Origin of the sequence: Azospirillum sp. A29, assembly GCF_042604625.1 — a bacterium.
Taxonomy (GTDB): Bacteria; Pseudomonadota; Alphaproteobacteria; order Azospirillales; family Azospirillaceae; genus Azospirillum; species Azospirillum palustre.
This window is the reverse complement of record NZ_CP170466.1, coordinates 69,878-84,972: the sequence shown is the minus strand read 5'-3', so window position 1 is coordinate 84,972 and position 15,095 is coordinate 69,878. Positions and strand designations below refer to the sequence as shown.

Below are 15,095 nucleotides of genomic sequence, written 5' to 3'. Positions count from 1 at the left end.
TATGCTCGTCGACAGCCATTGCCATCTCGACTTTCCCGATTTTGCCGAAGAGCTGGATGCGGTCGTCGACCGCGCCCGGCAGGCCGGCGTCGGGCGGATGGTCACCATCTGCACCTACATCAGCCGTTTCGACCGCATCCTGGCGGTGGCGGAACGCTATGACGACATCCTCTGCACGGTGGGGGTCCATCCCCACCAGGCGGCGGAGGAGTTCGCCATTACTACCGTCGACAGGCTGGTCGAGCTGTCGCGCCATCCCAAGGTGATCGGGCTGGGCGAAACCGGGCTCGACTATTTCTACGACAAGAGCCCACGAGACCAGCAGCAGGAGTGTTTCCGCCGGCACATCCGCGCCAGCCTGGAAACCGGCCTGCCGCTGATCATCCACACCCGCGACGCCGACGACGACACCATGCGCATCGTCAAGGAGGAAGCGGCCGGCCAGCCGGTGAAGGGGCTGCTGCACTGCTTCAGCTCCGGCCGGGCGCTGGCGGAGGAGGCGGTGGAGTACGGCTTCACCCTGTCGCTGTCGGGGATCGTCACCTTCAAGAAGTCGGAAGAGCTGCGCGCCATCGTGAAGGACGTGCCGCTCGACCGCATCCTGGTGGAGACGGACGCACCCTATCTGGCGCCAATCCCCTTCCGCGGCAAGCGCAACGAGCCGGCCTATGTCGCTCACACAGCGGCCTGCGTGGCGGAGGTGAAGGGGGTGTCGGCCGACGAACTGGCCCGCGTCACCACCGACAACTTCTTCCGCCTGTTCGTCAAGGCCGTCCAGGACAAGGCCGCTGCATGAGCGAAGACGGCGCATCACCCGGTGCTGCGCGCGTAACCGTCCTTGGCTGCGGCGGATCGCGCGGCGTGCCGGTGATCGCCGGTGTGCCCGGCGGCCAGTGGGGCCGCTGCGACCCCGCCAACCCGAAAAACCGGCGCATGCGCCCGTCGGTGCTGGTCGAGCGGGACGGCGTGTCGGTGCTGGTCGACACCTCTCCCGACCTGCGGCAGCAGTTGCTGGACAGCGGCTGCGCGCGGCTGGACGCCGTGCTGTGGACGCACCAGCATGCCGACCATTGCCATGGCATCGACGAGCTGCGCGAGATCTGCCGCCACATGCATGCGCCGATCGACGCCTATGGCTGGGACGAGCATCTGCGCGACATCGAGATCCGCTTCCCCTACTGCTTCGATCCGCTGCCGGAGGGCTATCCCTTCTACCGGCCGGTGTTGAACAGCCACCGGATCGACGGGCCGTTCAGCGTCAGGGGGATGGAAATCACGCCGTTCGAGCAGGACCACGGCTATATGCGGACGGTCGGTTACCGGTTCGGCAGCTTCGCCTATTCCACCGACGTGGTGCGGCTGGACGATTGGGCGTTCGAGGCGCTGGCGGGGATCGACACCTGGGTGGTCGATTGCGGCCGGCTGGAGCCGCCGCATCCCGTGCATGCGCATCTGGCGCTGACGCTGGAATGGATCGCGCGGGTGAAGCCGCGGCGGGCCTATCTGACCCACATGGACAACTCGATGGATTACGACAGCCTGCGGCGGATTCTGCCGGAGGGGGTCGAGCCGGCCTATGACGGGCTGGTGATCGAGATTTAGGACTCGCGAGGAAGGGGGCGGAAACCCGCCCCCTTCCAGGAGAAGCTTACTTCTTCTTCTCAAGCGGCGGGGCCGCATAGACGAAGCGGTCGAAGCTGTATTCGGCGACGCGGAACCACAGATACTCCTCCTCGCGGAACTTCTTCCACGCGTCGTAGACCTTGCGGAACTTCTCGTTCTTCGCCGCCTCGTCCTCGTACACCTCGATGGCGGCCTGATAGCAGGCCTGCATCACCTCGTTCGGGAAGGGACGCAGCTGGGTGCCGCCGGCGACCAGACGCTTCAGCGCGGTCATGTTCTGGACGTCGTACTTCCCCAGCATGTCCAGCGTGGCGTCGGCGCAGGCCGCCTGAAGCGCCGCCTTGTAGGTCGGCGGCAGCGATTCGAACTTCTCCTTGCCGAACAGCATGGAGACCTGCGGGCCGCCTTCCCACCAGCCGGGATAATAGTAGTATTTGGCGACCTTCTGGAAGCCGAGCTTCTCGTCGTCGTAGGGGCCGACGAACTCGGCGCCGTCGATGGTGCCCTTCTCCAGCGCCGGATAGATGTCGCCGCCGCCGATCTGCTGCGGTACGACGCCCAGCTTGGCCATGATGGTGCCCGCGTAGCCGCCGATGCGGAACTTCAGGCCCTTCAGGTCTTCGACGGTCTTGATTTCCTTGCGGAACCAGCCGCCCATCTGGGTGCCGGTGTTGCCGGCGCCGATGGCGACGAGGTTGTGGCCGGCGAAGAACTCCGCCATCAGTTCCTTGCCGCCGCCATGGGTCATCCAGGCGTTCTGCTGGCGGGCGTTCAAGCCGAACGGCATCGCCGCGTCGAAGGCGAAGGTCGGATCCTTGCCGACGTAATAGTAGGAGACGGTGTGGCCACACTCGATCGTGCCGTCCTTGACCGCGTCCAGAACCTGGAGCGCCGGAACGATTTCGCCAGCCGCGAAGACGCGGATCTGGAACTTGCCGTCCGTCAGCTCGGCCACGCGCTTCGCCACGAATTCCGCACCACCATAGATGGTGTCGAGGCTCTTGGGAAAGCTGGAGGCGCAGCGCCACTTGATCTCGGGCGCGGACTGGGCGATGGCGGGGGCGGCAAGCGTGCTGGCGGCGACGCCCACACCGGCGGAGGTCAGAAATGCACGACGTTTCATCCAGAAGCTCCCTTGTCCATTCTCGTTATGCGTTCTTGTCGCCGGACCGGCGGACACCCCGCGCTGGAGGGGGCCGGGCCGCACCCGTCAAGGCCCGGTCCCTCACGGGACCGGACGAAACCGGGTGAGCGGGGAAAGGGGGAATGAGTGGGATGCACGCTCGACCGACCCGGACAGCGCACCGCGGGGAACCGCGGAACCGACAGGCGCCGGCGCAAAGCGCCCCCGTCCGGTCCCACGGCTTCCCATCGTTGGTGTGCGTTTCCTCCCGTCCATCCGGGTTTGCCGCCGGCCTTCCGGCCGATCCGCCCCAGCTTTCTTTTGCTGTCCTGATTATGCAGGAAGCAAACGGTCCGGATCAAGTGCGAACGGGAATTGAGGTCTGTATTTCAGAGGTTTAAGGCTGCGGCGCGAAGCCGCGGGTTCCATTCAACCATTGCCCCGACAACCGCCCAACCCCATTCCCGGCCCATTCGGCGCTTAATGCCTCGACTCCTGCGGCTGCACCCCCATCTTTTGCAAGGCGCGCCCCGGGAACCGGGCCCGGCTGAATTGTTGATGAGGGTGGAGCGGACACTTGCGGGTGGAACGGCCATGAAAGGCGCGGCCATGAGGGAAGGCACTGCGGCGGAGAGCGGAAACGAGACGGCGGCACGCGACCTGCGGCTGGACTTCTTCCGCGGTCTGGCCCTGTGGTTCATCTTCGTGAACCATATTCCTGCCAACCAGATCTCGTGGGCCACGCCACGCAATTTCGGGCTGAGCGACGCCACCGAGATCTTCGTCTTCATCTCCGGTTACACCGCCGCCCTGGTGTATGGCCGGACGCTGGACCGGCAGGGAATGCCGATGGCGGCGGCACAGGTGCTGCACCGCTGCTGGACGCTGTACGCCACCTACATCATCCTGTTCTTCGCCTACACCGCGCAGATCGCCTACACCGCCCGCGCCTTCGACAGTCCGCTGTTCGCGGAGGAGATGGGCATCGCCGGCTATTTCCAGGACCCGGTCACCGCCCTGACCCAGGCCATCCTGCTGAAATTCCGGCCGGCGAACCTGGATGTGCTGCCGCTCTACATCGTGCTTCTGCTGGCGATGGCGCTTCTCCTGCCGGCCCTGCGCCGCCGGCCGCTGAGGGTGCTGGCGGGATCGGCAGCGCTCTATCTGGCGGCGCGGCAGTGGGGGTGGAACCTGCCGACATATCCGGACGGCGGCGTCTGGTACTTTAACCCCTTCACCTGGCAGTTCCTGTTCGTGCTGGGCGCGTCGCTGCAATTCCAGCCGGATCTTCGGACGGCGCTAACTCGCTTCCGCCGGCCGGTGTCGGCGGCCGCCGGGGCCGTCCTGCTGGCCAGCCTGTTCCTGACGCTGTCCTGGAAATTCGCCCCGCTGCACGCGCTGATCCCGGTGTGGCTGACCGAGATCCTCTATCCGATCAGCAAGACCGACCTCGACCCGCTGCGCCTGCTGCATTTCTTCGCGCTGGCCTATCTGGTGCTGTGGCTGGTGCCGGCGGGGGCGTCCTGGCTGCGCGGATCGCTGGCCGCACCGGTGCTCGCCTGCGGGAAGCAGTCGCTACATGTGTTCTGCCTGGGCGTGCTGCTGTCCTTCGCCGGTCAGACGGTGCTGGTCCATGTCAGCGGCTCGCTTTCCGCCCAGTTCCTTGTTACGGTGCTGGGCATCGCCGCAATGGTGCTGATGGCGCGCTTCCTGAACTGGTACCAATCGGCGGAGCGGGCGCGGCGCCACCGGGTTGCAGCCACCACGAAGATGGGCACATGAGGGGTGCATGGCGAGAAGGCAGGGGCAAGGGCGGGGGCGGCGATTGCTGACCGTCACGGCGATCCTGCTGGCGGCCGCGCTGTTCGCTTCGCCGGATCGTCTCCTGGCCGGCCAGCCCGTTGTCCCCGCCGTCGATCCCCCCTGCGCCGTCCCGGAGTCCGTCCTCGCCCCCGGCAGCGGTCTGCCGCGGGTGTCGGCGCAGTTGGCCGCCGGCCGGCCGCTGTCGGTGCTGGTCGTCCATTCCGCGAAATCTCCGCCCAAGCCCGGCATCGTCGGCTATCCCGCCCGGCTTGAAAGCGAATTGAAGCGCCGCCTTCCCGGCCGCGAGGTCAGCACCGCCGTCCTGAGCCTTGCCGGCGAAGCGGCCCCGGCGATGGTCGCCCCGCTGACCCAGGCGGTTGAGGACCAGCGTCCGGCGCTGGTCGTCTGGCAGACCGGCACGGTCGACGCCATGCGCAGCCTGGATCTGGAGAGCTTCGGCACGGCGCTGCAGTCGGGCATCGCCGAGGTCCAGCGCCGCGGCGCCGACATCGTCATCATGGACATGCAGTACAGCATGCACACCGCGCAGCTGATCGACTTCGCCCCCTACGTGTCCTACATGTCCTGGCTGTCCCAGAGTTCCGACGTCTTTCACTTCCCCCGCTACGACATCATGCGGCATTGGGTGGAGGATGGCCGGGTCGATTTCGCCGACGAATCGGACGAGGCGAAACGGCGTTCTTATGAATTCGTTCACCAATGCATCGGACAATTGCTGGCACAAAGCGTCGCGACGATGATCGACCCTCTGTCGATCGGCCGGCGCACCGGAGCGAGCAATTGAGGTCTGTACTGCCGTCCGCCGTCCGCATCCTGTCGCTGATCGCCACTCTGACCATCGCCAACCTGGCCGTTTCCGTTCCGGCCCAGGCAGCAGAGTCCGCGGCATCCGCCAACTGCCAGCTTCCGCGGAGCGAGTCCGCCCTGTCGATCCCGCTGACGCAACTGTCGCAGCGCATCGCGACGGGCGTGCCGATCCGCATCGTCGCCATCGGCTCCTCCTCCACCGCCGGGGCGGGGGCGAGTGCGCCGGACAAGGCCTATCCGGCCCGGCTCGACCATTACCTGAGCGAACGGTTCCGCAACGCCGACATCGCGGTCCTGAACCGCGGGATCAACGGCGAGACCGACGACCAGACCGAAAAGCGGATCGAGGCCGACGCGCTGGCTGCCAAGCCCGATCTGGTGATCTGGCAGGTCGGCGCCAACACGGTGCTGCGCGACGGCGACCAGTCCTTGAGCGAGCGAGCGGTCCGCCAAGGCGTGGCGCGGCTGCGCGCCGCCGGGGTCGACGTGGTGCTGATGGACCTGCAATATTCCCCGAAGATGCTGGAAAAGACCGGCGTCGCCCCGATGCTGACCCGCATCGCCGGGATCGCTGCCGACAACCGCGTCGGACTCTTCCACCGCTATGACGTGATGCGGTCGCTGGTGGAGACCCGTGGGATGACCATGGCCGACCTGATCGGGCCGGACGGCGTCCATGGGAACGACGCCGGATACGACTGCGTCGCCCGCATGCTGGCGGTCGGCATCGAGGACGCGGTGAACGTCCACAACAGCAGCCTTCAACGGTAACAGAAGCGGGGGGCGGGCCTCCGCCCGGCAACGCCCCCTTGGCCCCTCAGCGCTGCATCATCGCGCTTTCCTTGCCGCAGAGGAAAAACACCTTCGAGTAGACCTTCAGCAGCGCATCGGTCAGCGCCTGCACCTCGGGGCTGCCCATGGCGCGCGGCTTGGCGGGGTCGACATGCAGGACGCAGCTGTCCTTCACGTCGTTGAAGGCGGCCAGCGCGTGGATGCGGTCGGGGCGGAACTCGTCGGGGAAATTCTCATCCATCAGCCAGAAGCACTGGAAGTTCCGGCAGGATTGCGGCCGCTCCTCGTAGATCGAGCAGCCCTTGCCCTGGTCGCAGGAGGCGCACCACTTGGCGGAGGGCTTCTTCAGCTCGGGCACGCCCATCAGCTTGCAGCACAGGGTGCATTCACCGCAGGTGCGGTCGGACATCACGGAAACTCCAAATAACGACAGCTTGCAGCGGCTCTACGCCGATGCTGGCAGGGCGATGTGCTCGTCCTCGGCGGCCAGAAGCCGCTCCACCACTTCCGGCAGGGCGGGACGGGCAAAGTGGTAGCCTTGGGCGTATTGGCACAGACCGCGCAGATACACCGCTTCGTCCGCCGTTTCCACCCCTTCCGCCACGCAATCCAGCCGCAAAATGGTGGCAAGCCCGGCGATGACCTGAACGATGGCGGCGTTGCCCTCCCCCGTCGACACCGCGCGGACGAAGCTGCGGTCGATCTTAAGCACATCCACCGGCAGCTTGTGCAGATAGGCCAGCGACGAATAGCCGGTGCCGAAATCGTCGATAGAAAGGCGCACGTCCATGTCGCGCAGGCTCTGCATCAGCATCCGGCATTCGTCCGGATCTTGGACCAGCAGGCTTTCGGTCAGTTCCAGCTTCAAGCTGGACGGCGGGATCGGCACCGCGTCCAGCAGGTCGCGCACGGCGCCGACGATGTCGTCGTCACGGAACTGGCGGGTGGAGACGTTGACGCTCATGAACAGCGGCACGGGCCTGGGGAAACGAGCCTGCCACGCCGCCAACTGCCGCACTGCCTGTCGCAGCGCCCAGCGGCCCATCGGCGCGATCAGCCCGGTCTCTTCGGCCAGCGGGATGAACTCCAGCGGAGACACCAGACCGCGGTCGGGGTGGTTCCAGCGCATCAGCGCTTCGAAGCCGGCGATGGCGCCGGTCTCCAGCAGAACGATGGGCTGGTAATGCAGGCAGAGCTGCCCCTGCTCCAGCGCGGCGCGCAGGTCGGCCTCCATGCGCATCGCGGCCATCGCCTGCCGGCGCAGATTGGCGTCGAACACGTCGATGCGCGCCCGCCCGCCGCTCTTGGCGCGGTACATGGCGAGGCTGGCGTCGCGCAGCATGTCCTCTGCCCGCTCGTAGCCGGTCTGGCTCAAGGCCACGCCGATGGAGGCGGTCAGGACCACGTCGTGCCCCTCGGCCAGCGTCACCGGGCGGGAGATGGCGCGGGCCATCCGCTCTGCCGCCTCCAGCGCGTCGCCGGCATCGTCCATCTCATCCACCAGCACGGCGAACTCGTCGGCGGACAGGCGGGCCAGCGTGTCGCCGACCCGGCGGCTGACGTCCAGGCGTTCGGCGACGATGCGCAGCATGCGGTCGCCGGCGCTGGTGCCGAGCGCGTCGTTGATCGCCTTGAAACGGTCGAGGTCGATGATGATGGTGGCGAAGGGACGGGAGCCGGCACGGCGGTTGCGGTCGAGCGCCTGCCCGATGCGGTCCAGCAGAAGCGTGCGGTTCGGCAGGCCGGTCATGCTGTCGTGGACGGCGTTGAACAGGATCTGCTGTTCGGCCTTCTTGCGCGCCGTGATGTCGGTCATAGAGCCGGCCATGCGGACCGCAAAGCCCTTGTCGTTGCGGACGGCCAGCCCGCGCACAAGCATCCACATCTCCTGTCCGCCCTTGCCGCGGATGCGGAACTCCTGCTGCAGGTGCGGACGCTCGCCGACCAGGTGCAGGCCGATCGCGGTGCGCAGCCCGTCGAGATCGCCCGGAAGGACCCGGTTGAACCATTCGTCGACGGAGCCGGCGATCTCCGCCTCCTCGAAGCCGAGCATCGCCTTCCAGCGCGGCGAGTAGTAGACCTCGCCGCTATCGATGTGCCAGTCCCACAGCCCATCGGCGGCCCCGGCGGCGGCGAGGGCATAGCGCTCCTCGCTCTGGCGCAGGCGCTGCTCGGCGGTCTTGCGGTCGGTCACGTCGGCCTGGCTGCCGACGAGGCGGATCGGCTTGCCGGCGGCGTCCAGAACGGCGATGCCGCGGCAGGCCATCCAGCGGATCGCCCCGGCGGAGTTGCGCATGCGGTATTCGACCTGGAAGGCCGCCTCCGCCCCGGTTTCCGATTCGGGCTCAGCCCGGCCGAGGGAGGCCATCGCATCGGTCAGGATGGCGCGGTCGGCAGCAAGGATGCGGCCCAGCCACTCCTGCGGCTCGTCGGTCAGGTCCGCCGGCGACAGCCCGAGAAGCGAGGCCCAGCGCGGCGAGTAATAGACGCGGTCGGTGACCAGATCCCAGTCGTAGAGCCCGTCGTTGCTGGCCGCGGCGGCGAGCGCATAGCGTTCCTCGCTGCGGCGCAGCTCCTGTTCGGCATGTTTGCGGTCGGTGATGTCGGCGACCGACCCGACCAGCCGGATCGGCTCGCCCGAATCGTCCATCACCGCCATGCCGCGGCAGACCAGCCAGCGCCAGTGCGGCTTCGCCGCAGCGGACGCATCGGCGCGGCGGACACGGTGTTCGATCTGAAAGGGGACGGACAGCCCGACCATCTGCGCCTCGAACGAGGCATGCAGCCAGTCGACGTCCTCCGGATGGACCAGCGAAAGCCAGTCGTTCGGCCGGTTGGATTCGCGGCTGGAATCGCCCGGCGGCAGCCCAAGGAAATCCTTGAAGCGCGGGGAGAGGTACAGCGTGTCGCTGCGCAGGTCCCAATCCCAGACGCCTTCGGTTCCGGCCTTTTCCGCCAGCAGATATCGGTCGATGTTGGTGTTCAAGACCCCTCGTCGGACCTGTCGGCGGTCAGCGATTGGTGGGGCCTCCCACCGTTGAGGGTCCGATGGTATGGGCATTTTGGTGAAGAAACCATAAATGCTCCAAGCACGCCGTTATCGCGGTTGCCGAGGGTTCCTTCTGCGAAATTTTTTCCTATATTAGGATAGCTCGCCACCTCTTCCGAAGCCGGCACCGATGGATTGGTCCGATCAGGGAATCGTTCTGTCCTCCCGTCCCCAGGGGGAAGGGTCCGCCGTCGCGACTGTGCTGACGCGCGAACACGGCCGCCATGCCGGGATGGTGATGGGCGGACGCTCGGTGCGCCAGCGCGGCACGCTGGAGCCGGGAACCCTGGTCCATGCCCGCTGGCGCGGCCGGCTGCCCGAGCATCTCGGCCATTTCACGCTGGAGTCGGTGAAGGGCTATGCCGCCAACTTCTTCGACGACGCCCAGGCGCTGGCCGCGCTCATCAGCGCCTGCGCGCTGGTGGAGGCGGCGCTGCCGGAGCGGGAGGCGCACCCCGCCCTGTTCGACGGGCTGCTCGCCCTGTTCGGCCTGCTGGACGGGCCGGCCTGGGCGGAGACCTATGTGCGGTGGGAGATCGGTCTGCTGGCCGAGCTTGGATTCGGCCTCGACCTCGACCGCTGCGCGGTGTCGGGGGCCAACGACTACCTCGCCTATGTCAGTCCGCGCACCGGCCGCGCGGTGACCGCGTCGGTGGGTGAACCCTACCGCGACCGGCTGCTTCCCCTGCCCGATTTCCTGGCCGGGCGCGGCGGCGGCGGACCTGCCGCGGTGTCGGACGGGCTGCGGCTGACCGCGCATTTCCTGGAACGCCACGTGCTGAACGGGCCGCTGCCGCCCGCACGTGAACGCTTGAGAGAACGTTACGCGAACGCGGTAGCGCGTTCCGCCTGAAACTGCTAGACCCCCTCATCATGAAGCCGCAAAACCCCGCCTCCGAAATCCTGGAAAAGCCGCTGGCCGACGCGCTCGGCGAGCGGTATCTCAGCTACGCGCTGTCCACCATCATGTCCCGCTCGCTGCCCGACGTGCGCGACGGGCTGAAGCCGGTGCACCGACGCCTGCTGTTCGCCATGAGCCAGCTCCGGCTGGAACCGACGACGCCGCCCAAGAAGTCGGCCCGCGTCGTCGGCGACGTGATCGGCAAGTTCCATCCGCACGGCGACACTTCCGTCTACGACGCGCTGGTGCGGCTGGCGCAGGACTTCTCCGTCCGCTACCCGCTGGTCGACGGCCAGGGCAATTTCGGCAACATCGACGGCGATAACGCCGCGGCGATGCGGTACACCGAAGCCCGCCTGACCGAGGTCGCCAAGGCCCTGCTGGAGGGCATCGACGAGGACGCGGTCGATTTCCGCCCGACCTATGACGGCGACGGCGACGAGCCGGCGGTCCTACCCGCCAACTTCCCCAACCTGCTGGCCAACGGGTCGAGCGGCATCGCGGTCGGCATGGCCACGAACATCCCGCCGCACAATGTCGGCGAGATCTGCGACGCGCTTCGCCACCTGATCAAGCACCGCGACGCCAGCATCGAGACGCTGGTCGGCTTCATGCCCGGCCCGGATTTCCCCACCGGCGGTCTGCTGGTCGAGTCGCGGCAGAATGTGATCGAGGCCTACCGCACCGGCCGCGGCGCCTTCCGCCTGCGCGCCCGCTGGGAGGTGGAGAAGCTGGGTCAGGGCACGTGGCAGATCGTCGTCACCGAAATGCCCTATCAGGTGCAGAAGGCCCGGCTGGTCGAGAAGATCGCCGAGCTGCTGCTGGCCAAGAAGCTGATCCTGCTGGACGACGTGCGCGACGAATCGGCGGAGGACGTCCGTCTCGTCCTGGTGCCGAAGAACCGCAACGTGGATCCCGAGGTGCTGATGGCCTCGCTGTTCCAGGCGACCGACCTGGAAATCCGCTTCTCGATGAACATGAACGTGCTGGGCGCCGACCATGTGCCGCGGGTGATGAACCTGCGCGAGGTGCTCCAGGCCTTCCTCGACCACCGGCATGAGGTGCTGGTCCGCCGCTCCACCCACCGGCTGAAGCAGATCGATCATCGCCTCGAGGTTCTCGGCGGCTATCTCGCCGCCTACCTGAACCTCGACGAGGTCATCCGCATCATCCGCGAGGAGGACGAGCCGAAACAGGAACTGATCCGCGCCTTCACCCTGACCGACGTGCAGGCCGACGCCATCCTCAACATGCGGCTGCGCAACCTGCGCAAGCTGGAGGAGATGGAGATCCGGCGCGAGCACGAGGCGCTGACCACCGAGAAGAACGGCCTGCTGGAGCTGCTGGGCGACGAGACCCTGCGCTGGAAGCGGATCGCCGAGGGTGTGGCCGAGATCAAGAAGAAGTTCGGCAGCGGCGCGCTCGGCAAGCGGCGCACCGATGTGGCTGACGCGCCGACGGTGATCGAGGTGCCGCTGGACGCGCTGGTCGAGCGCGAGCCGGTGACCGTGATCTGCTCGGCCAAGGGCTGGATCCGCACGGTGCGCGGCCACCTGACCGACGCCGAAGCGGAGGATGTCAAGTACAAGGACGGCGACGAGCGCGGCTTCATCGAGCGGTGCGAGACGACCGACAAGCTTCTGGTCTTCGCCAGCAACGGCAAGTTCTTCACCATCGGCGTCGACAAGTTGCCGCGTGGCCGTGGCTTCGGTGAGCCGGTCCGTCTGATGATCGACCTCGGCAACGACGTCGACATCGTCGACCTGTTCCGCCACCAGCCCGGCCGCACCCTGCTGGTGGTGGCGGAGGACGGCCGCGGCTTCCGCGTCGAGGAGGCGGAGGTGTTGGCCCAGACCCGCGCCGGCAAGCAGGTCCTGAATTTGGAAGACGGCAAGTCGGCCCGCATCTGCCAGCCGGTGAGCGGCGATACGCTCGCCATCATCGGCAACAACCGCAAGATGCTGGTCTTCCCGCTGGAGCAGGTACCGGTGATGACCCGCGGCAAGGGTGTCCAGCTTCAGAAATACAAGGACGCCAGCGTCGCCGACGTGAAAACCTTCACGCTGGCCCAGGGGCTGAGCTGGAAGAACGGCGAGCGGAACTTCACCGTCACCGACCTGACCGGCTGGATGGGCGACCGCGCCGGCCAGGGCAAGATGCCGCCGAACGGCTTCCCGAAGAACAACCGGTTTATGTGAGAATTTTATTCGGCAACAAGCCCCCTCTCCCGTCCTGGGAGAGGGGGCCTGTTGCTTTTACTTCGGCGTCGTGACCGTCGCCGTCAGCGGCACGCGGCGTTCGACCAGGGCCGAGGTGACCTCCTTGGCCTTCACCGGGTCCATGGCGGCGAGGATCGGCGCGGTCTTCTGTTCCTTCATCTTCTGGATGACGCCCAGCAGCACCGGCATGTCGAGTTCCTCGAAGATGCGGGCCGCTTCCTTCGGCTTCATCGTCTCGTAGATCTTCACCAGGCTTTCCAGCTGGGCCGACTGCTTCTCGTCGCCCTGGGCCATCAGCTTCTGGATGTCGGAGCGGGTCTTCTCCATCTCCGCCACCTTCTGGTCGATCCGCTTCTCGGCGGCGGCCAGCAGGGCCTCGCGCTGCTCCATCTCCTTGGTGCGGCGCTCGATCTCGGCGCGGCGTTCGGCGAAATGCTGGAGCAGTTCCTGGTTGTCGATGGGACCGAGCGGGGCCAGAGGCGCGTTGGCGACCGGAGCGTTGGCCGGACCGCTGGAGCCGCCGGGAGCCGGAGGAGCGTCCTTGCCGGCCGGCTTGGTGGTCGCGGCGGGCGTCTGCCCAGCCGCCATCTGGATGGGCGGCGTCGCCGGGGTGGAACCCTGCGGCCCCTGGGCAAGGCTGACCGGGAAGTCGGGCAGGCGGGCGTCGTGGGTGGCGAGGCGCCACAGATCGCCGACCCGCACGCCCAGCATCAGCACCGCAACGAAAATGGTCAGCGGCAGCAGGCGGAAACGGGCGCCGCGCATCCGTGCCCGCAGCCGCTGGGTCAAGGGCACCCGCGGCGTCGCCGGCTTGCGCGCCTTGGCCTTCGCCTTGCCCTTCTTCGCCAGCACCTTTCCCGCCGCAGGGCGGACGGCCGGCAGTTGCGCCTGCTGGGCCTGCTGGGCGGCCAGAGTGGGAGAGGTGCGGACGCCGGTCGGGGCGGCGCCAGCCGGGCGGATCACGACCTTGGGTTCGCCGCCCGCCGCAGCGGGCCCGCCGTCACTGGTGCGCATGGTCATCCAAGCCCCTTGCCGGCATTCTCGATTGCCTGAAGCAGTTCGCGTTCGGCCCGCGACAGGCTTTCGCCATCACGGGTGATGGGGTCGCGCGCCTCGGCCGGCGGTTCGGCGCGGGCGGCGGCACGGCGCGGCGGCGCCTCCAGCCGGGCCGGCGGCGGAGCGTGGTCGTCATGGTCGTGATCGTCCTCGACCGGCAGGCTGCGCAGGGCCGCGCGCGGCGCCACCAGCGGCGCCTTCGCCGGGCTGCGCGCAGCCAGCGTGGGGGCAACCGCCACGGAACGGCCGCCATCACGCCCGCTGTCGCGGCGGCCGGCATCACGTCCGCCGTCACGTTCGCCGACACCGCCCAGCCGGTTGGCCAGGGCATCAGCCGCCTCGATCATGAATTCCAGCTCGTCACGCAGGGTCTGCGCTTTGTTCACCGTGCGCTGAAGATCCTCGCCGGTGTCGCTGGCCGCCTTCTTCAGCGTGCGCACGCCGCTGTCGGCCCGCCCCATCGCCTCGTTCAGCCCCTGGATCAGTTCGGCCATCTCGCCGCGGCTCTCGCGCAGCTTGATGATCTGCTTGTTCAGGATGATCGCGTAGGCGATGGTGGCCGCCAGCAGGCCGACCATCACGACGTCGATGATGATGGAGACCAGCGGACTCATAACCTCATGACCTCCTGCTTGGGCAGTTCCTTTTCCAGGCGGACGGCGATGTGCCCGCCCTTGCGCCCCATCCGCCCCTGGAACATCGACACGTCGCCGCAGCGCAGTTCTATCGCGCCGTCGGGGGTGGCGTTCAGCAGGATGCGGGTGCCGACGCGCCAGTTCAGCACGTCGTGCAGGGTCATCGTCACCTCGTCCAGCACGGCCGACAGATCGACGTCCGTCACCATCAGTTCCGAGGCCAGGTGGGTTTCCCAGATCGAGTCACGGCCGAACTTCTCGCCCATGAACATCTGGAGCAGCAACTCACGCACCGGCTCCAGCGTCGCGTAGGGGATCATCAGCTCCAGCCGGCCGCCGCGATCCTCCATGTCGATGCGCAGCTTGACCAGCACCGCCGCGTTGGCGGGACGCGCGATGGTGGCGAAGCGCGGGTTGGTCTCCAGCCGGTCAAAGCGGAAGGTGACGGGCGACAGCGGGTCGAAGGCGGCCGACAGGTCGGACAGCACCACATGGACCATGCGTTCCACGAGGTTGCGTTCGATGGTGGTGTAGGGACGGCCTTCGATGCGCATCGCCGCCGTACCGCGCCGGCCGCCCAGCAGCACGTCGACGATGGAGTAGATCAGCGCGGAGTCGACGACCATCAGGCCGTAATTGTCCCACTCCTCCGCCTTGAACACCGACAGCATCGCCGGCAGCGGGATGGAATTCAGGTAATCGCCGAAACGCACCGACGAAATCTGGTCGAGGCTGACCTCGACGTTGTCGGAGGTGAAGTTGCGGAGCGAGGTGGACATCATGCGGACGAGGCGGTCGAAGACCACCTCCAGCATGGGCAGGCGTTCGTAGTTGACCAGCGCCGAGTTGACCAGCGCCATGATGCCGGAGTTGTCGCCGTCGCCGGCGCCACCCTGGTCGAAGCCCAGCAGGCTGTCGATCTCGTCCTGATTCAGGACGCGGGTCGACCCGCCGCCGCCCATGTCGCCGACATCGCCGCTGTCCTCAGCCAGTGCGGCCCATTCGGCGGCAAGCCGTTCTTCTTCGCTCAGTTCACCGGTGTCGCTCATCGGCCCCCATCCCCACC

13 protein-coding genes are annotated in these 15,095 nt (G+C 67.4%); 7 read left to right on the top strand and 6 right to left on the bottom strand.

The window, feature by feature from the left end; genetic code table 11:
* The first annotated feature begins 1 nt into the window (after position 1).
* Together ABNQ38_RS15270 and ABNQ38_RS15265 are read left to right on the top strand one after the other, a co-directional pair.
* Positions 2 to 796, top strand: coding sequence for a TatD family hydrolase (locus ABNQ38_RS15270; protein ID WP_377809152.1), 795 nt, complete (start codon positions 2 to 4; stop codon positions 794 to 796).
* Entirely contained in the window at positions 793 to 1,602 is an 810-nt protein-coding gene (locus tag ABNQ38_RS15265; RefSeq protein ID WP_377809151.1) for an MBL fold metallo-hydrolase, read from the top strand. The genes ABNQ38_RS15270 and ABNQ38_RS15265 overlap by 4 nt, the downstream gene beginning before the upstream one ends.
* A gap of 46 nt (positions 1,603 to 1,648) precedes the next feature.
* On the opposite strand, the gene ABNQ38_RS15260 is transcribed toward ABNQ38_RS15265, so the two are convergent.
* Complete coding sequence (locus ABNQ38_RS15260; RefSeq protein ID WP_377809150.1) at positions 1,649 to 2,746, bottom strand: TRAP transporter substrate-binding protein; 1,098 nt, start codon at positions 2,744 to 2,746, stop codon at positions 1,649 to 1,651.
* Positions 2,747 to 3,355: 609 nt separating this feature from the next.
* Here ABNQ38_RS15260 and ABNQ38_RS15255 point away from each other — a divergent pair.
* From ABNQ38_RS15255 to ABNQ38_RS15245, 3 genes are read left to right on the top strand one after another with little or no spacing between them, the layout of a single operon-like run.
* Positions 3,356 to 4,528, top strand: coding sequence for an OpgC family protein (locus tag ABNQ38_RS15255; protein WP_377809149.1), 1,173 nt, complete (start codon positions 3,356 to 3,358; stop codon positions 4,526 to 4,528).
* 7 nt (positions 4,529 to 4,535) lie between these two features.
* Positions 4,536 to 5,354, top strand: coding sequence for a hypothetical protein (locus tag ABNQ38_RS15250; protein WP_377809148.1), 819 nt, complete (start codon positions 4,536 to 4,538; stop codon positions 5,352 to 5,354).
* Positions 5,351 to 6,148, top strand: a complete 798-nt coding sequence (locus tag ABNQ38_RS15245) for an SGNH/GDSL hydrolase family protein (RefSeq protein ID WP_377809147.1) — start codon at positions 5,351 to 5,353, stop codon at positions 6,146 to 6,148. The genes ABNQ38_RS15250 and ABNQ38_RS15245 overlap by 4 nt, the downstream gene beginning before the upstream one ends.
* Positions 6,149 to 6,194: 46 nt before the next feature.
* On the opposite strand, the gene ABNQ38_RS15240 is transcribed toward ABNQ38_RS15245, so the two are convergent.
* Positions 6,195 to 6,578, bottom strand: a complete 384-nt coding sequence (locus tag ABNQ38_RS15240) for a hypothetical protein (protein WP_109096859.1) — start codon at positions 6,576 to 6,578, stop codon at positions 6,195 to 6,197.
* A gap of 36 nt (positions 6,579 to 6,614) precedes the next feature.
* Positions 6,615 to 9,155 carry an EAL domain-containing protein gene (locus tag ABNQ38_RS15235; RefSeq protein WP_377809146.1) on the bottom strand — a complete coding sequence of 847 codons (2,541 nt, stop codon included), beginning with the start codon at positions 9,153 to 9,155 and terminating at the stop codon, positions 6,615 to 6,617.
* Positions 9,156 to 9,348: 193 nt separating this feature from the next.
* Here ABNQ38_RS15235 and recO point away from each other — a divergent pair, with 193 nt between their 5' ends.
* Positions 9,349 to 10,071, top strand: a complete 723-nt coding sequence (recO, locus tag ABNQ38_RS15230; RefSeq protein ID WP_377809145.1) for a DNA repair protein RecO — start codon at positions 9,349 to 9,351, stop codon at positions 10,069 to 10,071.
* A 20-nt stretch (positions 10,072 to 10,091) separates the two neighbouring features.
* The gene (gene parC, locus ABNQ38_RS15225; RefSeq protein ID WP_377809144.1) at positions 10,092 to 12,317 is read left to right on the top strand and encodes a DNA topoisomerase IV subunit A; all 2,226 of its coding nucleotides are present in this window, start codon (positions 10,092 to 10,094) and stop codon (positions 12,315 to 12,317) included.
* 57 nt (positions 12,318 to 12,374) lie between these two features.
* Here the strand turns inward: parC and ABNQ38_RS15220 are convergent, their stop codons facing one another.
* The 3 genes from ABNQ38_RS15220 to fliM are packed head-to-tail and all read right to left on the bottom strand — an operon-like array spanning position 12,375 to position 15,078.
* Positions 12,375 to 13,358: a magnesium transporter MgtE N-terminal domain-containing protein gene (locus tag ABNQ38_RS15220; protein ID WP_377809143.1), complete on the bottom strand. Its 984-nt coding sequence runs from the start codon at positions 13,356 to 13,358 to the stop codon at positions 12,375 to 12,377.
* Entirely contained in the window at positions 13,355 to 14,008 is a 654-nt protein-coding gene (locus tag ABNQ38_RS15215; RefSeq protein WP_377809142.1) for a DUF6468 domain-containing protein, read from the bottom strand. Before ABNQ38_RS15215 ends, ABNQ38_RS15220 begins: the two co-directional genes overlap by 4 nt.
* Positions 14,005 to 15,078, bottom strand: coding sequence for a flagellar motor switch protein FliM (gene fliM / locus ABNQ38_RS15210; RefSeq protein WP_085089732.1), 1,074 nt, complete (start codon positions 15,076 to 15,078; stop codon positions 14,005 to 14,007). Before fliM ends, ABNQ38_RS15215 begins: the two co-directional genes overlap by 4 nt.
* Positions 15,079 to 15,095: the final 17 nt, after the last annotated feature.